Here is a 22575-nt window from a genome sequence, read left to right as displayed (position 1 = left end):
TTCAATGACAAACAATGAAGTTGTTATGCAAGGTTCACCCTCAATGGAAAATGACTTTTTTAACAATGGCACGGAAGATTCAACAAGGCAAAAAAACTACACATTAAAAACGGCAGGCTTTTGGATTCGATTGTGGGCATTTCTATTGGATGGATTTATTGTATCTGCTGTAGTTGGAATACTCATTAATCCTATCTTTTATTTAATGGATTGGTCCTTATCAGAATCAGTTTGGTATGCCCCAATCTCCATTATTTCGGCGATTCTTTATTACTGTTATTTTGTCCTTATGACAAAATTTTTTGGTCAAACGCTAGGGAAGATGGTATTTGGATTACGTGTTATATCATTAAAGCATGATAACCTTACTTGGTCGGATGTGTTATTCCGTGAATGGATTGGGCGTATTATTAATAATATTGTGATGCCTCTTTATATTTTGGTAGTTATTTTGCCAGACAATCAAGGGTTGCATGATTATTTCGCCGATACAACAGTGGTCCATGAGAAAGTCTATATTGAAAAGAATTTGGCACCACTTTCTATAGAGAAAAAGGAAGAGCATATAGCTTCTATTGAACAAGAGGGAAAACCTGAGCTAGAAAAACTAGAAGAAAAAAATGAACAATAAACTAGAGACTGTCTCAAACGAAGAGACAGTCTTTTCTATTGATAGCTTACACACTTCGAATAAAGTAAGCTATCTTAGTTGCAATTAATTCCCTTCATTTAGTAATATTATGTACATATGAAGATTAGGAGGCGTTTATATGGCACAAGTAACATTTAAAAATGGTCCAGTGACACTAGTAGGTAATGAAGTAAAGGTGGGCGATTCAGCACCAGATTTTACAGTATTAGCGAATGACCTTTCACCTGTAACATTAAAAGATTCAGAGGGGAAAATTCGTTTATTTAGTGTTGTACCATCATTAGATACTGGTGTATGTGATGCGCAAACACGTCGTTTCAATGAAGAAGCAGCTAACTTAGGTGATAATGTAGTGATTTATACAGTATCTGTAGATCTTCCATTCGCTCAAAAACGTTGGTGTGGGGCAGCAGGTATTGATGCTGTTCAAACGGTTTCTGATCACCGCGACCTTTCATTTGGTGAGGCTTATGGCGTGTACATTCAAGAATTACGTCTTCTGACACGTGCTGTATTTGTTGTGGATGCAAACAATAAAGTAACATATGTTGAGTATGTATCTGAGGCAACAGACCATCCAAACTATGAAGCGGCTATTGAAGCTGTTAAAGCACTAGCATAATGGCCTGCATTTAGGCTAAGATAATACTAGACAAAGGGGCTGTGACGAGTGTTTGTCACGGCTCTTTTCTGCTTGAAAGGAAGTTATCTATGGAAAACATCGAGAAATTATTTGGTATGCTAAATGAGCATGCTGAAAAAATCGAAAAAGAACACAATACAACTTTGTTAGAGGGGTTACTAGATGGGCTAGAGGCATGGCTTGATGGCGAAGTGGATTTCTCACAAAAAGATGCGACAAAAGAGGATATTCGCAAGGCTATTCAAATTGCCATTCTAAAAGGAATGCGTAAAAGTTCTCAACCAAACCATCAAATGACACCTGATACGTTAGGGTTATTAGTGGGCTATTTTGTTGAGCAAATCTTTGCTGAACGTCTTGAGCATGACAAAATTTCGATTATGGATCCAGCAGTAGGTACGGGAAATTTACTACTAACAGTTATGAATTTATTAGATGGTAAAGTGGAGGCTACAGGTGTAGAGGTAGATGAGCTACTTATACGTTTGGCTGCAGCTACAGCTGATTTAACAGAGCAACCGATTTCGTTATATCGTCAGGATGCCTTACAAGATTTATTGGCAAATCCTGTTGATGCAGTAGTATGTGATTTACCTGTTGGCTATTATCCAAATGAAGAAATTGCCCTTGAGTATGAATTGTGCGCGCCTGAGGGAATGAGCTATGCCCACCATTTATTTATTGAGCAATCTATGAATTATACAAAGGAAGGTGGCTACTTATTTTTCCTTGCGCCATCACATCTTTTTGATTCAGAGCAGTCTAAGCAACTTCATAAGTACATTCAAAAGCATGCTTGGATTCAAGCGATTATTCAACTACCTGAATCCATGTTTGCCAATAAATCATTAGAAAAGAGCATTGTCATTTTGCAAAAACAATCGAAGGAATGTAAATCTCCTAAAGAAGTGCTTTTAGCAAAAGTACCTAATATGCAAAACAAACAGGCACTTGCTTTATTCTTTGAAAAAGTGAAAATGTGGAAAGAGGGCAAGTAATTGCTCATAGAATTCAAAAAGGTATCCTACAGTAGGATACCTTTTTATGTATTGCAAATTAGTTTTCAGGTGTGCGGATTACAAGAACGTCACAATTAGCTGAACGTACAATTGCTTCTGATACTGAACCAATTAGGAAACGTTCTACTGCATTTAGACCTGTTGCACCACAAATGATTAGATCTGCGTCTACAATTTTAGAAAGCTCTTTAGTAATAATATTTTTTGGAGAACCATATTCGATGATTAGGTTAACGTTTGCGATACCTTCATCTTCAGCTTGCTTTTTGTAACCATTTAATAGTTCTTCAGAGAATGCTTGAGCACGTTCTGCAATGGAACGGTCGTATGCTTCAATCGCAGCGAATGAACGTGTATCAATAACATTCACTAAATTTAATACAGAACCCTCATTACGCTTCGCCACGTCAATTGATTTACGAAAAGCGTATTCAGCTTCCTTAGAACCGTCTACTGCAACCACAATGCTTTTATAATGATTAGCCATTTGAAAAACCTCCCTGATTTGTATATGTTGATTATACCAAATGATTTTCTAAAGGAAATACTTTCCGGAAGAAAAATTATGAAAAAGTGAAGGCATTTCATGAAGAAAATATATTTACTTAATTCCCACTATTAGCAACGTGTAAACGTAATTTTGGTTTTCGTAATAGAAGGTTATATATTGCTGTAATTTTCCTTTTTGTTTTATAAATATAATAATTTATTATCTAAAATCACCGTTTAAATATTTTGTATTTTGGAAATGTTAGAAATTTTATTTGTATTTATTTTAATTAAAGCTTTTTTTTTATTTGTTTGGTAATATGGAATTGCAAGGGGTGCATCAATAATTAATTACATAAATGATGCTGATTTTTTACGTAATGGAAGGGGATAGGAAACTATGAAAATTGGTATTCCAAAGGAAATTAAAAACAATGAAAATCGTGTAGCAATGACACCAGCAGGAGTTGTTACTTTAACACATGCAGGTCATGAGGTGTACATTGAAACTGGAGCAGGCTTAGGATCAAGCTTTACGGATGCTGATTATATTGCAGCTGGGGCTCATATTGTGCAAACTGCTAAAGAAGCTTGGTCACAAGAGATGATTATGAAGGTGAAAGAGCCTGTAGCTTCTGAATATGATTACTTCTATGAAGGTCAAATCTTATTCACTTACTTACACTTAGCGCCAGAAGTTGAATTGACTCAGGCACTTTTAAATAAAAAAGTTGTAGGGATTGCCTACGAAACAGTTCAATTAGCAAATGGTTCACTACCATTATTAACACCGATGAGTGAAGTAGCAGGTAAAATGGCTACACAAATTGGTGCACAGTTCTTAGAGAGAAATCATGCTGGTAAAGGTATTTTACTTGGCGGTGTATCAGGTGTACAACGCGGTAAAGTAACAGTCATCGGTGGTGGTATCGCGGGAACTAACGCTGCGAAAATCGCTGTTGGTATGGGAGCAGATGTAACAGTTATCGATTTAAGCCCTGAGCGCTTACGCCAATTAGAAGATATGTTTGGCCGTGATGTTCAAACATTGATTTCTAATCCTTATAATATTGCAGAATCTGTAAAAACTTCCGATTTAGTAATTGGCGCTGTGTTAATTCCAGGCGCAAAAGCACCGAAACTTGTGTCAGAAGAAATGATTCGATCAATGCAAGCAGGCTCTGTAGTAGTGGATATAGCTATTGACCAAGGCGGTATTTTTGCTTCTTCAGATCGTGTCACAACACATGATGATCCAACATACGTAAAACACGGCGTTGTACATTATGCAGTTGCGAATATGCCTGGAGCAGTACCACGTACATCAACAATTGCTTTAACAAATAATACAATTCCTTATGCACTTCAAATTGCGAATAAAGGCTATAAACAAGCTTGTCTAGACAATGTTGCACTGAAAAAAGGTGTCAATACATTAGATGGACAACTAGTATATAAAGCTGTTGCAGATTCACAAGGACTTCCATATGTAAATGTGGATGAGCTTATTCAATAATTTCATGTAAAAATGAAAAATCCTTCGAGAATTCACTCTCGAAGGATTTTGTTATTTTTCTTCCAAACATTTCTCTAGTAAAGATCAACGACGCTTTTATTTTAGTTCAATGGAAAAGAAAAAAGACTATAGACAAACTCTCAAAGTTTTTGAGTTTGTCTACAGTCTGAAGGAGGGCATTCGGATGCTTCCTTTTTATATTATAGAATGATTAAATCTTTCGGGAATTTTGTTAATACTTCCACACCATCTTTTGTTACAACAACATCATCCTCGATACGTACACCTGTTACATCTGATTTATAAATTCCAGGCTCAATCGTAAAGACCATGCCCTCTTCCATTGTCATGTCATTTGTTCCTGTAACAGATGGGAATTCATGTACAGAAATACCAAGACCATGTCCAAGACGATGTGTGAAATATTCTCCAAACCCTGCTTCTGTAATCGTATCGCGTGCGATTTTATCTAAGTCCATAGCACGGACACCAGGTTTCACAGCTGAAACGGCATTTTGATTAGCTGCTAACACAGCATGATAAATTTCTTTTTGTGCTTCACTTGGCTCACCAAAGGCAACCGTACGTGTAATATCAGAGCAATAGCCATCGTAAATGACACCAAGGTCAAATAGTACCATATCCCCTTTTTCTATTTTACGTGCACCTGGATGACCATGAGGAGAGGCCGTTTTAGGTCCACTCAAGACCATTGTTTCAAAGGACATTTTACAGCCTTTATCTTGAATAGCACTTTCAATGGCTGTTAATATTTCCATTTCTGTTTTACCTTCAGCAATTTCCTTGCAACCGATTTCAATAGCATAATCAGCTAACTCCGCAGCCTTGCGTAATTTGTCTAATTCACTTTCATCTTTAATTACGCGCATTGCATTAATTTTTTCGTCTAGACGTACAAAATTTGCTTGTGGGAAGGATTGCTGTAGGGCCTCTAAGCGTTCCACAATTAGCTGTGCCTTTTCAATGGCAAACGTAGTTGGTTGAATTTCACGAGATGTAATGGCTTGTGCAAGGATTTCCATCGAATTGTCAGTGTCTTGGTGGCCAATAACTTCATAAGACCAACCAGCCGCTTTTGCATCTGGAATTTCCATTTGCGGACAAATTAGAAAAGGTTCAGCATTTTTAAAAATCATGACACCTAGTAATCTCTCATGTGGATTACTTTTAAAGCCTGAAACGTAAAAAACATTGTCAGGTGTAGTGATAAATGCTGCATCAATGTGATGTTGCTGCAAATAACTTTGGATTTCTTCAACCTTTGACATAAATATGTCCTCCTTTTTAGTACATGGGAAATTTTAATGAGGAACTTTCGACTTTCTAAAGAAAATGGCTGTTCCTCTTAATCACTGAATAATTGTGATCTAACAAAGTATAAAATTGTTAGAAAGTGATACGATTATTCTCTGTACAAGCATATCAAAAAAAGGGAAAAAGCGCATGAGTAGCGAATTAAATTGGAGGGGTTTTCATTAATAAATCAAGGAGGACATTAAGATGGAAATAAGTTATCATGGACATTCTATTGTCAAAATACAAACAAATGGGAAAACAATTTTAATTGATCCTTTTATTAACGGTAATGGACAAACAGATTTAAAGGTTGCTGAGGAAGAACCAGATATTATTTTATTAACACACGGTCATAATGATCATGTTGGAGACACCATAGAACTAGCGAAGAAAAAAGATGCGCTAGTCATTGCTCCAAATGAATTAGCCAATTGGATTTCCTGGCAAGGAGTAAAAACACATCCAATGCATATTGGAGGAGCTAAGGAATTCGATTTTGGGAAAGTGAAGTTTACACAAGCATTCCATGGCTCTTCTTATGTAACAGAGACAAATGAAATTATTTATATGGGTATGCCAGCCGGGATATTACTGTTTGTTGAAGGGGTAACGATTTATCATGCAGGCGATACAGCTCTATTTGGTGATATGAAACTAATTGGTGAACGACACCCAATAGATATAGCATTCCTACCAATCGGTGATAATTTTACAATGGGTCCTGAAGACGCTGCATGTGCAGTTTCATTCTTAAAGCCTAAGATTGCCGTGCCAATTCATTACAATACATTCCCACCTATCGAGCAAGATCCACAGGTTTTTGCTGATTTAGTACAAAACTCAGAGGTTCAAATTTTAAAAGCTGGTGAGAAAGTAAACTGTTTCTAATCGTTGATAATGCTGTACTATATGAATTGACACCACGCTGGTAGTTGAAATGGTGGGGGTTTTTAAACAATTTGATCACTTTATATTAAATATTTTTATAAAAAATATGGTACACTAAGAGCAGAATTGAAGCTTAGGAAATAGGTGATATTTTGTCTACAAAACATGAGAAAATTTTACAATACATCGAGTCACTACCAGTGGGCGATAAAATTTCAGTACGTCAAATCGCGAAGGAAATGCAAGTGAGTGAAGGGACTGCATATCGTGCTATAAAAGAAGCAGAAAACCGTCGCTTAGTAAGTTCAATTGAACGTGTTGGAACAATTCGCATTGAAAAGAAAAAGAAAGAAAATATTGAACGCTTAACTTTTGCAGAAATTGTTAATATCGTAGATGGTCAAGTTTTAGGTGGAAAATCAGGTCTACATAAAACGTTAACGAAATTTGTCATAGGAGCCATGCAATTAGAAGACATGATGCGCTACACAGATGCAGGTAGCTTATTGATTGTAGGGAATCGTATTAAAGCCCATGAAAATGCCCTTCGAGCAGGTGCTGCTGTTTTAATTACTGGTGGTTTTGATACGACGGATGCCAATAAACAACTTGCTGATTCGTTGGATTTACCAATAATTTCAACTAGCTATGATACGTTTACTGTAGCAACGATGATTAACCGAGCCATTTATGATCAGCTCATCAAAAAGGATATTTTATTTATTGAAGATATTTATGTTCCTATGACTGACACAGCAGCGTTAAAAAATGATGAAACCATCCGTCATTTCCAAAAGTTAAATGAACGCACAACACACGGTGCATTCCCAGTTGTCACTCATCAAAATAAACTTGTCGGAATGATTACTGTAAAAGATGTTATTGGTCGAGAGGAAAATGAGCTAGTTGAAAAGGTTATGACGAAGAATCCAATTGCTGGCTCTATGAAAATGAGTGTTGCTTCAGCCGGGCATCGTATGATTTGGGAAGGAATTGACCTATTACCAATCGTAAATGATGACAACATTTTACAAGGAGTCATTAGTCGTCAGGACGTGCTTAAAGCACTACAGCTAGCTCAAAGACAGCCCCAGCATGGTGAAACTATAGATGATTTAGTGAAAAATGAGATGAAGGTACTTGGTGATGAGGAGCTCGTCGTGGAATTTAAAGTTACACCTCAAATGACGAATCAATACGGGGCGATTTCTTACGGTGCTTTCACAACTCTATTAGCTGAAGTGGGTTCATTTGCATTAAAGCGTCGAAAACGTGGAGATGCAGTAGCCGAGAATATGACCATCTACTTTATTAAACCAGTACAAATGGAAAGTACACTTACAGTCAAGCCACGAATTTTAGACATGAGTCGTAAGTTTGTGAAAATGGATTTTGAAGTGTATAATCAACAAATACTTGTTGGTAAAGCAATGATGATGTTCCAGCTGTTAGAACGTTAAGGATTGAAAGGGATGGCCTAGCGCAATTGCTTGGTCATCCCTTTGTTACATATTATCGATTAATGCGAAATTCTTCCTCAACAAATTGACCATAATGACGCGCTTTTTTCGTATTTTCTACTACGACAAAGATGCCTAGCACGACAAGAATTGCTACAATTATAAATGTATATAAGCTAGGGAATAAATAGGCTTGATTGAATCCGAAAAACAGTAGGAATGAACCGAAGCCGATATTAGCCTTACTTTTATACCAATTTTTAGCGATTGGTAATGAAGAACGGAACTGTTTTGTTTTAAAATAGAAATAAAAGACAAAAGATATAATTATCGCAAATACAAATAATAAATTGAGCATAGTAAACCTCCTAGCATAACTAGACATTATTGTAACGATAATTGTAGAAAAATGCTAACGGTTCTTACTATCATTTTGGAGGAATTTATTGTGAAAAGACAAATCATCGACACAATTGCTGCCTATGAAACAATCATTATTCATCGTCATGTACGACCGGATCCAGATGCATATGGCTCACAACTTGGGTTAAAAGAATTAATTTTAGCAAATTATCCGGAGAAAAAGGTTTTTGCTGTAGGTGACCATGATGCTTCCTTAACATTTATGGCACAGCCTGATCAAGTAGCCGATGCCGTTTATGAACATGCTTTAGTAATTGTGACTGACACAGCCAATACAGAACGTGTTGACGATCAACGCTATACAAAGGGAAAAATGATGATTAAAATTGATCATCATCCAAATGATGATGCCTATGGTGATCTTTTATGGGTTGATACGACAGCAAGTTCTTGCAGTGAAATGATTTACGAGCTGTATGAGGAAGGTAAGGAAGTAGCTAACTGGCAACTGTCAGATACTGCTGCACGATTATTATTTGCAGGAATTGTAGGGGATACAGGTAGATTCCAATTCCCAAGTACTACTGCTAAAACATTTAAAGTAGCCGCAGACCTGATTACATATGATTTTGATCGAAATCAAATTTTTGATGGTATGTATGAAATGGAGCAAAAACTGCTCAATTTACAAGGTTATATTTATCAGAACTTTAAAATGGATGAGTATGGAGCAGCCCATGTAAAGCTAACAAAAGAATTATTAGCAGAACATGATATTGTACCATCAGAGGCATCGTTGCTAGTAGGCTGCCTAGGAAGTGTTAAAGGGATTTGTTCGTGGGTTGTATTTATTGAAGAAGAAGATCAAATTCGTGTGCGTTTACGTTCGAAGGGTCCAATTATTAATACATTAGCAAAAGAGTTTAATGGTGGTGGACATCCGCTGGCTTCTGGAGCTACGGCTTATTCATGGAAAGAGGCAGATGACGTCATCATAAGATTACAAGAGATTTGTAAAGCGTATCATTAAAAAGAAAAGGAAGGGATTCATTTGACACATGTATACACAAAGATGCATACGAGCGCGGATTTATTGAAAAGCACAATTCGGCTTGAGCAATTGATTCCTTTTTTACAAGAACAAAAGACACAGGCCTGTGCAATCGTAAATACGAAATTGTACGGGCTTTTGCCTTTTTGTAAAGCCATGCAGCAAGCAAATATACATGCTGTCATTGGGCTTTCAGTAAAGGTGCAATGGCATGACAAAACGTTTCCTCTTGTGCTGTATGCACAGTCTCAGGAGGGCTACCAGCATTTATTGAAAATTAGTAGTGCGGTTTCCATTAGGGAAGATGAAGTGCTACCTTGGAAATGGCTAGAGGGCTATGCAGCAGGCTGCTTGGCATTGCTTTCTTCAGATGATATAGGTGATTTAGAAGATTGTCATGCATTAGTTTCTGCCTTAGCCCATCTCTTTCCGCATCATTTTTATATGGGAATTACCAGACCTGGAGGGGTAACGCAAGCTAATGAGAAAGAACTTGTAGAGTGGTGTGAAGGACAGACGATTCCACTTGTAGCCGTTCAAAGCTGTTATTTTTTACGTCCTGATGATCATTTTGCATACGAAGTAGCAAGAGCTATCGATACGGGAGACAAGCTTGGCGATACGATGCTAACAGCTAATTTACAAGGTTATTATGCACCTACAGCACCAGAGTGGCAAAGTTGGTTTGTTGATCGACCAGAATGGCTAGAGTCTTGTGGACAAATGCTTGCCAGCTGTCACGCTATCATCCCAGAAATGTCTGTACAAATGCCTAAATTTCCTGTGCCAGTTGGTGAGACATCTGAAAGCTTACTTGTTAAAGAAGCATTTGCTGGATTAGAGGAGCGGTTCAACCAGATGGATATTCCAAATGGTTACCGAGAACGATTACAATATGAGCTTGAAATAATATGTTCAATGGGCTTCGCTGATTATTTTTTAGTAGTAGCTGATTTTATGCGCTTTGCGAAAGACAATCGAATTTTGACTGGACCTGGTCGTGGTTCTTCCGCTGGGTCACTGGTTGCCTATAGTTTAGCTATTACGCAAGTAGACCCCCTTGCCTATGGTTTATTATTTGAACGATTTTTAAATCCTGAGCGGATATCTTTACCTGATATAGATATTGATTTTGTCGATAGTAAACGACATCAAGTGATCCAATACGTTGCACAAAAGTATGGTAAAGCCAATGTGGCGCAAATCATTACATTCGGTACATTGTCTGCCAAAGCAGTTGCTCGAGATGTCGCGAGAGTTTTTGGTTTTGGTGCAGAGACGTTGGAAAAAATTTCTAAAATGATACCGAATAAACCAGGCATTACATTACAAATGGCTATAGAAGAATCATATGATTTACAGAGCTGGCTCTCTGAGGATGACCAACATCAGCGTTGGTTTGAAGTGGCGCTAAAATTAGAGGGTTTGCCGAGAAATTCCTCTACCCATGCGGCAGGCGTTGTTATTGCACCCTCTCCATTAGTAAATACAGTCCCCATAGAGGATGGACATGAAGGCATCTATTGCACACAATGGCCGATGGGGGATATAGAGGCATGTGGTCTCGTCAAAATGGATTTTTTAGGTTTACGTAATCTTACTATTTTAGAGCAAATGCGTTGGTCCATTTATAAAGCTGGTGGACCATGGATTGATTTTGAACGAATTCCTATGCATGATGAAAAGACTTTTCATTTATTGCAAAAGGGTGATACATCAGGTATTTTCCAATTAGAATCAGAAGGAATGAAACAAGCATTACGTGACATTCATCCATCACACTTTTTAGATATTGTAGCCGTAAACGCACTTTATCGTCCAGGTCCAATGGAATTTATACCTGTCTATGCTAGACGAAAAGCCGGCAAAGAAATGGTTGTTATGCCTCACCCTGTGCTAGAGCCCATTTTACAAGAGACTTTTGGTGTAATTGTCTATCAAGAGCAGATTATCAAGATTGCCTCTGTGCTTGCAGGATTCTCAATGGGACAAGCAGATTTACTTCGCCGTGCAGTTAGTAAAAAAAATCGCCAAGTGCTAGAGGAGCAACAGGTTGCCTTTGTGCAAGGGGCATTAAAACAAGGCTATGAACAACATGTGGCGACAGAGGTGTACGAATTAATTGTCCGCTTTGCCGATTACGGATTTCCTAAAAGTCATGCTGTAGCCTATAGTGTTATTTCCTATCAAATGGCATATTTAAAGGCTCATTTCCCTCAAAGCTTTTACGCCGCATTATTATCTAATGCAACGGGAAATATAGATAAAATTCAACAGCTAGTGCAAGAGGCCAAGGACAAACGTATCCCATTTTATCCACCTTCATTAAAGGACAGTACAAAGTATTTTACTGTCGAGCAAGAGGGAATACGTTATAGCTTATCAGGAATTAAAGGCGTCCCTCATACTTTTATTGAGAATATCAATACTTTGCGCCAAACGAACCCCCAGGCATTGCATAACCTTTTTGATTTAGCTGTAGCATTAAGTGCACAGCATTTTAAACCGAAAATAATAGAATCATTAATTTATGCAGGAGCCCTAGATTATCTAGAGAAAGACCGTGCAATACTAATCATGACAATTGACGCTGCTTTAAAACACGCTGAACTTTTACGGCCAACTGAGGATATTGATATAACAACTGCTACAGAATTTAGCTTTGGAAAGCCCAAATATATGCAGGTGGATGATATGCCACAAAAAGAAAAATTGATACATGAGAAGGAAAGTTTAGGTTTTTACATTTCTGCCCATCCTGTTACGCAAGAAAGACCATATTGGGCTGATGTGAATAGTACATGTCGTGAGTTAAAGCAGATGCGGGATGGTACGTATGTGAAGATGATTGGTGTCATTGATGAAGTAAAAAAAATTCGTACCAAAAAAGGAGAGCAGATGGCCTTTGTTCAATTACAGGATGAGCATGGAACTGTTTCTGTTACGTTATTTCCACAAGTTTTCCAATTCGTTCAAGACTTGTTAATAGAAGATGAAATTCTGTTTATAGAAGGAACTTTAGAAAGACGTTTTGGAAAGCCACAAATTAAAGTAAAACATGCGCAAACGAGGAAAAAGATATAAAATGAAACGAGAATTTAGAAACTGCATTAAATTTTATGCAGTTTTTTCTTTACTTTTGAACAGTAATTTTGTAAGCTAGAGTCAACGTTAAAAAGTGGTCTGACCACTTTTTTGATAAGGGGAGTTAGTCGTATGGATAAAAAAACCGAACAAAAAAAAGTGTTTTTAGAAATCGTCCAACAACTACGTCAACTCATAAAAATGGAAAAAATTCAAGCAGGTGAAAAGCTTCCCTCAGAACGAGTCTTATCTGAGCGTCTAGGTGTCGGGCGATCCTCTGTCAGAGAGGCATTGCGAAGTCTAGAATTGCTAGGTCTTATTGAAACGAGACATGGTGGTGGTACTTTTCTTGCTTCCACACATAAGCATCAGCTTGTAGAAATTCTGTCGATGTTTATATTAGAAGATGAAAAATCGAAAAAAGATGTCGAATATACGCGGCAAATTCATGAAAAGGAAGCTATTCGCGTAATAAGTTGTACAGAGATTCTTCGCACACTACCTGTGTGGGATAGTTTTTTTGTGAAACTAGAATTAGAAGGTATGATTAATTGTCGTGATATATTGCGAGAACTTTTAATCACAACAGGTAATCGTTTATCATTAAAAATCTGGTTTCAATTGGCAGCTTATGATGGCGACCGTTTAAATCGAAACTCAACAGAAGATGAAAAAATAATCATTCAAACCATGTTGAAATCGATGCAGCTAGGGTACGAAAAAGAAGCACTAAAAGCTTATGAGCAGTGGATGAGTACTGTACAAAGCACTTAGACAACAACAAAGGGGGAGTCAAACATGGCAATACGTAGCTTATTTAGTGGTAATCGAAAAAAGAAAGAGGATGGACAGGAAAATTCATTTCCAGAAGGATTAATGACAAAATGTCCTGAATGCCGCCATATTCAATTAACGAAAGAACTAGAAAAAAATCATAAAGTATGTACAAAATGTAGTCATCATTTCAAAATGACTGCACAAGAACGTGTAGACTACTTCTTGGATGAAGGTTCATTCGTTTCTATGGATGATCATTTACAAACAAGCAATCCATTGAATTTCCCAGCATATGTGGAGAAAATTTCAGCTGACCAAGAAAAAACAGGCTTGAATGAAGCTGTACTAACAGGCGTTGGTGCATTAGATGGAGAAGAAATTGTTGTTGCCATTATGGATTCTCACTTCCGTATGGGGTCTATGGGTTCAGTTGTGGGTGAAAAAATTACTCGTGCAGTAGAGAAAGCAACTGAATTAGGTGTGCCATTTATTATCTTTACGGCTAGTGGTGGTGCGCGTATGCAAGAAGGTGTACTGTCTTTAATGCAAATGGCAAAAACAAGTGTTGCCTTAAAGCGTCATAGCGATCAAGGTTTATTGTTTATTTCCATTTTAACGCATCCTACAACTGGTGGGGTTTCAGCAAGCTTTGCCTCTGTTGGTGATATAAATATTGCAGAACCACAAGCATTAATTGGCTTTGCTGGTCGTCGTGTTATTGAAGAAACTGTAAGAGAAAAACTACCGAATGATTTCCAAACAGCAGAATTTTTATTAGAGCATGGCCAACTTGATGCCATTTTCCCTCGCAAAGATTTACGTAAACAAGTTTCTTTACTTGTAAAAATGCATACGAAAGGCGGCGTGCAACATGTCTAAAAATTTAGCGTTTGAAGAACCAGTTATCCAATTACGAGAAAAAATTGATGAATTAAAAACAATAGCTACTGAAGCAGATGTAGATATGACAGGTGAAATAGAAAAATTAGAAACACGGTTATCACAATTAGAGCAATCTATTTATGCGAATATGAAGCCGTGGGATCGTGTGCAAGTTGCAAGACATCCAGAAAGACCTACCACTTTACAATATATTGAAGCGATATGTGAGAATTTCATTGAATTGCATGGAGATCGTACTTTTGGTGATGATGCTGCGATCCTTGGTGGAATTGGTATTTTTGAAGGGCAACCTGTAACAATAATCGGACACCAACGTGGAAAATCTACAAAAGAAAATATACGACGTAATTTTGGTATGCCGCACCCAGAAGGTTATCGTAAAGCCCTACGTTTGATGAAGCAAGCAGAAAAATTTAATCGACCAATAATTTGTTTTATTGATACAAAAGGTGCTTATCCAGGTAAAGCTGCTGAAGAACGTGGGCAAAGTGAAGCAATCGCTAGAAACCTTGTTGAAATGGCAGGCTTAACAGTCCCAGTCATCAGTATTGTGATTGGAGAAGGAGGAAGTGGTGGTGCGCTAGCATTAGGTGTTGCAAACCGTGTCTTTATGCTAGAAAACTCAACATATTCCGTTATTTCTCCAGAAGGAGCGGCGTCAATTTTATGGCGTGATGGTAGCCTAGCTAAGCAGGCAGCTGAAGCAATGCGTATAACGGCACCGGATTTAAAAGAGCTTGGTGTTATAGATGGTATCATCCCTGAGATTATTGGTGGTGCGCATCGTAATGTAGTAAAACAGGCACTTTATATTAAAGAATGCATCAGCACTACACTTCATGCATTAAATTCTCTAAATGGAGAACAATTAATTGACGATCGTTATGAGAAGTTCAAAAAAATCGGACAATATACAGAAGTATAAAACCATTTTTGGAAGCCTATCTTCTGATAGCGTCAAAAAAATGGGGATATGAATTTGCTCGTTAAGAGACAAAATTTGTTACTTAACATATTAAAAAGCTATAAAAATTAAAGAAGCTAGGTACGCAATCTGAACGTCAGACTTCTTGAAAAAATGTTAGATTTAGGATGTTTTTGGATGGAAAGAGTGTGTGAAAGCGCATTCTTTTCATTTTTTATGTAAAAGTTATGTTTTTGTATCCCCAGAACCCTTACATAGTTTGTTTTTTCATGTTAATGTGAATAATAATAGTAACTGCAGGAGGTTCGACAATGAAAAAAATTGCTGTATTAACTAGTGGTGGAGATGCGCCTGGAATGAACGCAGCTATTCGAGCGGTTGTTCGTAAGGCAGCATTCCATGGAATTGATGTTGTCGGAATTAAACATGGTTATGAGGGCTTAGTAAAAGGTTATTTAGAAGAACTTGATCTAGGTTCAGTTGGTGGTATTATTCAGCGTGGTGGTACCCATTTAAATTCTGCCAGATGTCCAGAATTTAAAGAAGATGCCGTGCAACTACAAGGCATTGAAAATTTACGAGCTGCCGGCATTGAAGGACTTGTTGTCATTGGTGGTGATGGTTCTTATAGAGGGGCTATGGATTTAGTGAAAAAAGGCTTCCCTGCTGTAGGTGTCCCAGGAACTATCGATAATGATGTTCCTGGGACAGAATATACGATAGGCTTTGATACGGCACTCAATACAGTTGTAGAATCCATTGATAAAATCCGTGACACAGCTACTTCTCATGAAAATTCTTTCATAGTTGAGGTTATGGGTCGTGACGCAGGGGATATTGCTTTATGGGCAGGACTTGCTGCCGGTGCTGAAACAGTCTTAATTCCAGAAGAGGATTATGATTTAGATGATATTGTGGCACGCTTAGATCGTGGCGCAGCACGTGGGAAGAAGCATAGTATCATTATTGTTGCAGAAGGCGTTATGTCTGGAAATGAACTAGCTAAGTTGATAAAAGAAAAGACTGGAAAAGAAACACGAGTTTCTGTGTTAGGTCATATTCAGCGTGGTGGTTCACCAACTGCACGTGATCGCGTATTGGCAAGTCAGTTTGGCGCACATGCAGTGGAGTTACTAATGGAAGGCAAGTATGGCCGAGCGGTAGGTATTCGCAATCATCAAGTTATCGATTACGATATGCCGGAGGCTTTTGAAAAAAATCATGAGGCAGATGTAAGTCTATACACACTTATGAAAGAACTATCAATATAATTTTGTTATAAACGGAGTGGGCAAAAATGAGAAAAACAAAAATCGTATGTACAATTGGACCTGCAAGTGAGTCACCAGAAACATTAGAAAAATTAATTGAAGCAGGTATGAATGTAGCCCGCTTGAATTTTTCACATGGCTCTCATGAAGAGCATGCGGGACGAATTCATTTAATTCGTGAAGTGGCACAAAAGTTAAATAAACCAGTAGGGATTTTATTAGACACAAAAGGTCCTGAAATTCGTACGCATAATATGAAAAATGGTGAGCTTCATTTATCAGCTGGTCAAGTGATTGATATTTCAATGACTGAAGTGGAAGGTACGGAGACAAGCTTTTCTGTTACTTATGAGCAATTAGTAGAAGATGTTGAGCAAAACTCAATTATTTTACTTGATGATGGTCTTATCCAATTACGTGTATTAGCTACAGATGTTGAAAAAGGTTTAATTCATACGATTGTAGAAAATGCTGGTGTATTGAAAAATAAAAAAGGTGTCAACGTACCAGGTGTTTCTGTACAACTTCCAGGTATTACAGAAAAGGATGCACAAGATATTTTATTTGGTATTAAACAAGGTGTTGATTTCATTGCAGCCTCGTTTGTTCGTCGAGCAAAAGATGTGCTTGAAATTCGTGAGTTGCTTGAGCAAAATGGCGGTGAGCATATCCAAATCATCCCGAAAATTGAAAACCAAGAAGGTGTCGATAATATCGATGAGATTATCCTTGTGTCCGATGGATTGATGGTAGCACGTGGAGATCTAGGTGTTGAAATTCCAGCAGAAGAAGTACCACTTGTACAAAAGAAATTAATTCTAAAATGTAATCAAGTAGGGAAACCAGTTATTACGGCTACTCAAATGTTGGATTCTATGCAACGTAACCCACGTCCAACACGTGCAGAAGCAAGTGATGTAGCGAACGCCATCATCGATGGTACAGATGCAATCATGTTATCAGGAGAAACTGCTGCGGGTCTATATCCAGTGGAGTCAGTACAAACAATGAATAAAATTGCTCAACGTACTGAAGATTCATTAGATTATAAATCGATTGTTTCTACACGTAGTCGTGAAAAAGAAGCCAATATGACGGAAGCTATTTCACAAGCAGTTGCTTACACATCTATTAATTTAGGTGTTAAAGCAGTATTAGCACCAACAGAAAGTGGTAATACAGCTAGAATGATTGCAAAATATCGACCAGGTGTACCAATTGTTGCAGTAACAGGCTCAACAAATACGGCTCAAACATTAACTTTAGTGTGGGGTGTGCACCCAATTGTTTGCCAACGTGTTACAACAACAGATGAGATTTTAGAATTAGCTGTAGATGAAAGCTTGAAACACGGTTTCGTCACACATGGTGATGCTGTTGTAATTACAGCAGGTGTGCCAGTTGGTGAAGCGGGTACAACAAACCTAATGAAAGTACACATTATTGGCGATTTACTTGCTCGTGGTCAAGGGATTGGCAAGGCATCCGTTGTAGGTAAAACGGTTATTGCTAAAAATGCAGCTGAAGCACTTGCTTATGATACAGAAGGAAGCATCCTTGTAACAGTTGGTTCAGACCGTGAAATGATGCCAGCAATAGAAAATTGCATTGGGCTAATTGCTGAAGAAGGTGGACTAACTAGTCATGCTGCAGTAGTTGGACTAAGTCTTGGTATTCCAGTAATTGTTGGCGTAAAAGAAGCAACAACGTTATTACGCCATGGTCAAGAAATTACGATGGACGCTGAAACAGGCGTTATCTATAAAGGACATGCTAGCGTTCTTTAAATATAAACAAAAAGCTCTAGTGCGATTTGTTGTACTAGAGCTTTTTAATAAGGGTTGTATAAATTAACTATATTTCGTGCTATATGGAAAGCTACTTTTTATATCACCATCAAGAAAGATAAGTGATTTGGTATTATTTGATGGGAGGCATTCATTTTTTTATGAAACTAAATGGGCTATAATAACGTATAAAAGGTATACCTTTTCAAGTAGGAAGGAGAAAAATATGCGAAAAATTTTTCTTGGTTTCATTGTCTACGCAATAGCCGAATTGGCGTTATTAATAGTTATAGGACAAAACATTGGTGTTTTAAGTACATTATTACTCATTATTGCCACTAGTGTACTTGGGGTTTATGTAATGAAAAATAAAGGTATGAATTCTGTCCAAAATGTAAAAAATACTTTAGCACGTGGAGAGGCTCCGGGATCTGCATTGGTTGATACATTATTAACTTTTAGTGGTGGGCTACTTTTAGCATTACCAGGATTTATTACAGATCTTATCGGCTTACTACTGCTTCTGCCTTTTTCACGAAAAATGTTCCAACCCGTTGTCTATTATTGGATGCGTAAAAAAATGAAAAAAGGTCAATTTATTATCGTTCAAAGATAGAGTTTTCTTTTAGCTTAACCGCTAAAAATAAAAAGATTGGGCTAAGTAATATTCCATAAAAACCAAATAGTAGAATAGAGGCGGCGCTGATGAAAAATGTATGGAATGTACGTAATTGAAGCGTGTTGGACCAAAGCATTGAGTCAGCTAGCTGCCTTGTTAATTGTACAAATAAATACAACAGTAAAATAGCTACACATAAAAATGTATTTCCATTGAAATAAAAATAAATACTCATCGGCACAAGAAATACACCGATACCGAAAAATGGCAGGACATCTGCGAAGGCTACAATAAAAGCTTTAATAATAGCTTGTTCAAATTGAAGGATCATAAAGCCTCCACAAAGAATAAGTAAGGTTATTGTAAATAATTGAAATTCCACAAATAAAAAATAATGAAAAAGTTGCATGATTTTCGCAAAATGTGATTGCCACTCATGACGATATTTCTTTGGCACATATTGAAAAAACCAATAGCGTGATTTACGTGTTTCAAGGAGAGCGAAATAATAGGCGATCAAGAATATGAAAACCTCAATGACATGTTTCATTAATAATTGGAAAAGATCAGCTGTATATATGATGATCGAATCAAAAATAGAAAGTGATTTCTCCTTTAAAACTTGTATAAACATCGATTCATATTCACTAAAAAGTGGGAAGTTTTGTAATGTATTACGAATCTCTGGAAAGATGACAATCACACTGTTAATGGATATGACGACAAGCAAAAAAATACAAGTTAAAATCAATACCTCCACAATTATTGCTGCTATCCAATAGGCGATCCTGCAATACTTATGCAAGAAATTTATGACAGGGTACGTCGAAAATGACAAAAAAATCGCAAGTGATACTGGCAATACAAACCAAAGTATGACTAAATAAAAAATAAAAAGTAAAATACTTGTGGTTCTTTCGTATGAAAAATACTTTAAATTCCTCATTTTAACAAATTCACCTCAAATCATAATGTCAAAAAATACAATAAAAACTCTTTAGGACAAATATATAGTCGTTCGGACGTCTTTTTCTTTATTTAGAGGATTTTCATTCACAAAGCTGTCAAAAATGATTATAATAGCAATGTAAGCGATTTACTTAATGGTTCATATGAGCAAAATCCGTAAATGCAAGAAAAAAACGCATTTACAACAAAATATAAATATGAGGGAGCGATAATTTATGTCAGCAACTAAAGGATTAGAAGGTATCGTAGCAGCGGAATCTAAAATCAGTTCAATTATCGATGACACACTTACATATGTTGGTTACAACATTGATGATTTAGCACAAAATGCGTCATTTGAAGAAGTAATTTACTTGTTATGGCATACTCGTTTACCAAAAGCGGACGAGCTAGCTGAGTTAAAACAACAATTGGCAGACAATATGTCAATTCCGCAAGCGATTGTCGACCAATTCAAAACATACCCACTTTCAACTGTACATCCAATGGCTGCACTACGTACTGCAGTATCTCTACTTGGTGTATTCGATGAAGAAGCGGATGTTATGGATCCAGAAGCAAACTACCGTAAAGCAATTCGTCTTCAAGCTAAAATTGCTACAGTAGTAACTGCTTTTGCACGTGTTCGTAAAGGTTTAGAACCAGTTTCACCAAAACCTGAACTAGGATATGCGGCAAACTTCTTATACATGCTTAAAGGCGAAGAGCCAGCAGATATTGAAATTGAAGCATTCGACAAAGCATTAGTATTACATGCTGACCATGAGTTAAATGCATCTACATTCACTGCACGTGTATGTGTAGCTACATTATCAGATGTTTATTCTGGTGTAACTGCGGCAATCGGCGCTTTAAAAGGGCCACTTCATGGTGGAGCAAATGAGCAAGTTATGAAGATGTTAACTGAAATCGGCTCTCTTGAAAATGTTGAATCTTACATTCAAAATAAATTAGACAACAAAGAAAAAATCATGGGCTTCGGTCACCGCGTATATCGCAAAGGCGACCCTCGTGCACCACATTTACGCGTAATGTCTAAAAAATTAACTGAACTAACTGGTAAACCAGAGCTTTATGAAATGTCAGTTAAAATCCATGACATGATCGTTGAACAAAAGAAATTACCAGCTAACGTAGATTTCTTCTCTGCGTCAGTGTATGATTCTTTAGGTATTGATCATGACCTGTTCACACCAATTTTCGCAGTATCACGTACTTCAGGTTGGGTGGCACACATCCTTGAGCAATATGCAAATAACCGCCTAATCCGTCCACGTGCTGAATATGTTGGACCAGGCATGCAAAAATATGTTCCAATCAGCGAGCGCTAATTTGGAAAATATGCTAGAATGTTTGGGACTGTGTTATCACTAACACAGTCCTATGATTATGAATTTAGGAGGCAACAGAATGTCAAACAAAATTGTAGTTGAAAATGGCGTACTTAATGTACCAAATAATCCAGTAATTCCTTTCATCGAAGGTGATGGAATTGGTCCAGATATCTGGGCAGCAGCATCACGCGTAATTGACGCAGCAGTAGAAAAAGCTTACAACGGTGAAAAGAAAATTGAATGGTTAGAAGTTTTAGCTGGTGAAAAAGCATTTAACCAAACTGGTGAATGGTTACCACAAGAAACTTTAGACAAAATTAATGAATACTTAATTGCAATTAAAGGTCCTCTTACTACACCAATCGGTGGTGGTATCCGCTCTCTTAACGTAGCATTACGTCAACAACTTGACTTATATGTATGCTTACGCCCAGTACGTCACTTTGATGGAGTGCCTTCTCCAGTTAAACGCCCAGAAGACGTTGATATGGTTATCTTCCGTGAGAACACAGAAGACATCTACGCTGGTATTGAATTCGAATCTGGTTCAGAACAAGCTCAAAAAATCATCAACTTCCTACAATCTGAATTTGGTGTAAATCAAATCCGCTTCCCAGAAACTTCTGGTATCGGTGTTAAACCTGTATCTAAAGAAGGTACTGAGCGTTTAGTACGTTCTGCTATCGAATACGCAATTAAACATAAACGCCCATCTGTTACTTTAGTTCATAAAGGTAACATCATGAAATTCACTGAAGGTGGATTCAAAAAATGGGGTTATGAATTAGCAGAAAAAGAATTTGCTGATCAAACTTTCACTTGGAACCAATACGATGCTATCAAAGCTGAACAAGGTGAAGAAGCAGCAAACAAAGCTCAATCTGATGCTTTAGCAGCTGGCAAAATCTTAGTGAAAGATTCTATCGCTGATATCTTCTTACAACAAATCTTAACTCGTCCAACTGAGTTCGATGTAGTAGCTACAATGAACTTAAATGGTGACTATATTTCTGATGCACTTGCTGCACAAGTTGGTGGTATCGGTATCGCTCCAGGAGCTAACATTAACTATGTTACTGGACATGCGATCTTCGAAGCTACTCACGGTACAGCTCCAAAATATGCTGGTTTAGATAAAGTAAACCCATCTTCAGTATTACTTTCAGGTGTATTAATGCTTGAACACTTAGGATGGCAAGAAGCTGCTGACATGATCACTAAATCTGTTGAGAATACAATTTCTTCTAAAGTTGTAACTTATGACTTCGCTCGTTTAATGGACGGCGCTACAGAAGTGAAATGTTCAGAATTCGCTAATGAGTTAATCAAAAACTTATAATTTTCTATTCTGATATAGAAATTTTCACGTAAAAGTATACTTTTAAATGCCGATATAATTAGGGTAAAAGTGAATTTTCGTTAAATAAAATATTTACGATGAACTTGTTTAATCGAGGGAGTGAGATGTATTTCTCCTCCCTCTTTTAAAATATATAAACCCATTTTAA

Annotated in this window: 20 protein-coding genes; 16 read left to right on the top strand and 4 right to left on the bottom strand. The window is 37.2% G+C overall.

Features of this window, described 5'->3' with window-relative positions; translation table 11 throughout:
* Positions 1 to 4: 4 nt before the first annotated feature.
* From MKY88_RS17955 to MKY88_RS17945, 3 genes are all read left to right on the top strand, one after another.
* Positions 5 to 631 carry an RDD family protein gene (locus MKY88_RS17955; protein ID WP_193832859.1) on the top strand — a complete coding sequence of 209 codons (627 nt, stop codon included), beginning with the start codon at positions 5 to 7 and terminating at the stop codon, positions 629 to 631.
* Positions 632 to 770: 139 nt separating this feature from the next.
* The gene (gene tpx, locus MKY88_RS17950; protein ID WP_069482329.1) at positions 771 to 1274 is read left to right on the top strand and encodes a thiol peroxidase; all 504 of its coding nucleotides are present in this window, start codon (positions 771 to 773) and stop codon (positions 1272 to 1274) included.
* Between the two features lie 89 nt (positions 1275 to 1363).
* Entirely contained in the window at positions 1364 to 2293 is a 930-nt protein-coding gene (locus MKY88_RS17945) for a class I SAM-dependent methyltransferase (RefSeq protein WP_069482328.1), read from the top strand.
* A gap of 58 nt (positions 2294 to 2351) precedes the next feature.
* Here MKY88_RS17945 and MKY88_RS17940 read toward each other — a convergent pair whose 3' ends face one another.
* Positions 2352 to 2801, bottom strand: coding sequence for a universal stress protein (locus MKY88_RS17940; protein WP_008176818.1), 450 nt, complete (start codon positions 2799 to 2801; stop codon positions 2352 to 2354).
* A gap of 402 nt (positions 2802 to 3203) precedes the next feature.
* On the opposite strand from MKY88_RS17940, the gene ald reads away from it, so the two are divergent.
* Entirely contained in the window at positions 3204 to 4319 is a 1116-nt protein-coding gene (gene ald / locus MKY88_RS17935; protein ID WP_340814341.1) for an alanine dehydrogenase, read from the top strand.
* 200 nt (positions 4320 to 4519) lie between these two features.
* Here ald and MKY88_RS17930 read toward each other — a convergent pair whose 3' ends face one another.
* Positions 4520 to 5608 (bottom strand): M24 family metallopeptidase, encoded by a 1089-nt coding sequence (locus MKY88_RS17930; RefSeq protein ID WP_340814340.1) that lies wholly within the window; start codon positions 5606 to 5608, stop codon positions 4520 to 4522.
* 232 nt (positions 5609 to 5840) lie between these two features.
* On the opposite strand from MKY88_RS17930, the gene MKY88_RS17925 reads away from it, so the two are divergent.
* Both MKY88_RS17925 and MKY88_RS17920 read left to right on the top strand, forming a co-directional pair.
* A complete protein-coding gene (locus tag MKY88_RS17925; protein WP_340814339.1) occupies positions 5841 to 6524 on the top strand; it encodes a metal-dependent hydrolase in 684 nt (227 codons plus the stop codon).
* Positions 6525 to 6676: 152 nt separating this feature from the next.
* Positions 6677 to 7984, top strand: coding sequence for a DRTGG domain-containing protein (locus tag MKY88_RS17920; protein WP_008176826.1), 1308 nt, complete (start codon positions 6677 to 6679; stop codon positions 7982 to 7984).
* Between the two features lie 52 nt (positions 7985 to 8036).
* On the opposite strand, the gene MKY88_RS17915 is transcribed toward MKY88_RS17920, so the two are convergent.
* The gene (locus tag MKY88_RS17915) at positions 8037 to 8342 is read right to left on the bottom strand and encodes a YtpI family protein (RefSeq protein WP_069482323.1); all 306 of its coding nucleotides are present in this window, start codon (positions 8340 to 8342) and stop codon (positions 8037 to 8039) included.
* Positions 8343 to 8432: 90 nt separating this feature from the next.
* Between MKY88_RS17915 and MKY88_RS17910 the strand changes: the two genes are divergently transcribed.
* From MKY88_RS17910 to MKY88_RS17875, 8 genes are all read left to right on the top strand, one after another.
* Positions 8433 to 9377 carry a DHH family phosphoesterase gene (locus MKY88_RS17910; RefSeq protein WP_083244729.1) on the top strand — a complete coding sequence of 315 codons (945 nt, stop codon included), beginning with the start codon at positions 8433 to 8435 and terminating at the stop codon, positions 9375 to 9377.
* Positions 9378 to 9398: 21 nt separating this feature from the next.
* Positions 9399 to 12482, top strand: a complete 3084-nt coding sequence (gene dnaE / locus MKY88_RS17905; protein ID WP_328203971.1) for a DNA polymerase III subunit alpha — start codon at positions 9399 to 9401, stop codon at positions 12480 to 12482.
* 132 nt (positions 12483 to 12614) lie between these two features.
* Positions 12615 to 13256, top strand: a complete 642-nt coding sequence (locus MKY88_RS17900) for a FadR/GntR family transcriptional regulator (RefSeq protein ID WP_258268738.1) — start codon at positions 12615 to 12617, stop codon at positions 13254 to 13256.
* Between the two features lie 24 nt (positions 13257 to 13280).
* A complete protein-coding gene (gene accD / locus MKY88_RS17895) occupies positions 13281 to 14138 on the top strand; it encodes an acetyl-CoA carboxylase, carboxyltransferase subunit beta (RefSeq protein ID WP_069482319.1) in 858 nt (285 codons plus the stop codon).
* Positions 14131 to 15087 carry an acetyl-CoA carboxylase carboxyltransferase subunit alpha gene (locus MKY88_RS17890; RefSeq protein WP_193832852.1) on the top strand — a complete coding sequence of 319 codons (957 nt, stop codon included), beginning with the start codon at positions 14131 to 14133 and terminating at the stop codon, positions 15085 to 15087. The genes accD and MKY88_RS17890 overlap by 8 nt, the downstream gene beginning before the upstream one ends.
* Positions 15088 to 15398: 311 nt before the next feature.
* Entirely contained in the window at positions 15399 to 16358 is a 960-nt protein-coding gene (gene pfkA / locus MKY88_RS17885) for a 6-phosphofructokinase (RefSeq protein ID WP_008176840.1), read from the top strand.
* 26 nt (positions 16359 to 16384) lie between these two features.
* The gene (pyk, locus tag MKY88_RS17880; RefSeq protein WP_193832851.1) at positions 16385 to 18145 is read left to right on the top strand and encodes a pyruvate kinase; all 1761 of its coding nucleotides are present in this window, start codon (positions 16385 to 16387) and stop codon (positions 18143 to 18145) included.
* Between the two features lie 226 nt (positions 18146 to 18371).
* The gene (locus tag MKY88_RS17875) at positions 18372 to 18761 is read left to right on the top strand and encodes an FxsA family protein (RefSeq protein WP_193832850.1); all 390 of its coding nucleotides are present in this window, start codon (positions 18372 to 18374) and stop codon (positions 18759 to 18761) included.
* On the opposite strand, the gene MKY88_RS17870 is transcribed toward MKY88_RS17875, so the two are convergent.
* On the bottom strand, positions 18745 to 19710 hold the full coding sequence (locus tag MKY88_RS17870; protein ID WP_069482315.1) for an AI-2E family transporter: 966 nt from the start codon (positions 19708 to 19710) through the stop codon (positions 18745 to 18747). The two genes, MKY88_RS17875 and MKY88_RS17870, sit on opposite strands and share 17 nt — an antisense overlap.
* 238 nt (positions 19711 to 19948) lie before the next feature.
* Here MKY88_RS17870 and citZ point away from each other — a divergent pair, with 238 nt between their 5' ends.
* Both citZ and icd read left to right on the top strand, forming a co-directional pair.
* The gene (gene citZ, locus MKY88_RS17865) at positions 19949 to 21064 is read left to right on the top strand and encodes a citrate synthase (RefSeq protein WP_025114482.1); all 1116 of its coding nucleotides are present in this window, start codon (positions 19949 to 19951) and stop codon (positions 21062 to 21064) included.
* Between the two features lie 79 nt (positions 21065 to 21143).
* A complete protein-coding gene (gene icd / locus MKY88_RS17860) occupies positions 21144 to 22406 on the top strand; it encodes an NADP-dependent isocitrate dehydrogenase (RefSeq protein WP_025114483.1) in 1263 nt (420 codons plus the stop codon).
* Positions 22407 to 22575 lie beyond the last annotated feature (169 nt).

This window comes from Lysinibacillus sp. FSL R7-0073, assembly GCF_038009065.1.
In the GTDB taxonomy this organism is placed as follows: Bacteria; Bacillota; Bacilli; order Bacillales_A; family Planococcaceae; genus Lysinibacillus; species Lysinibacillus fusiformis.
Note: the sequence above shows the minus strand (reverse complement) of the source record. Positions and strands in the feature narration are given on the sequence as shown.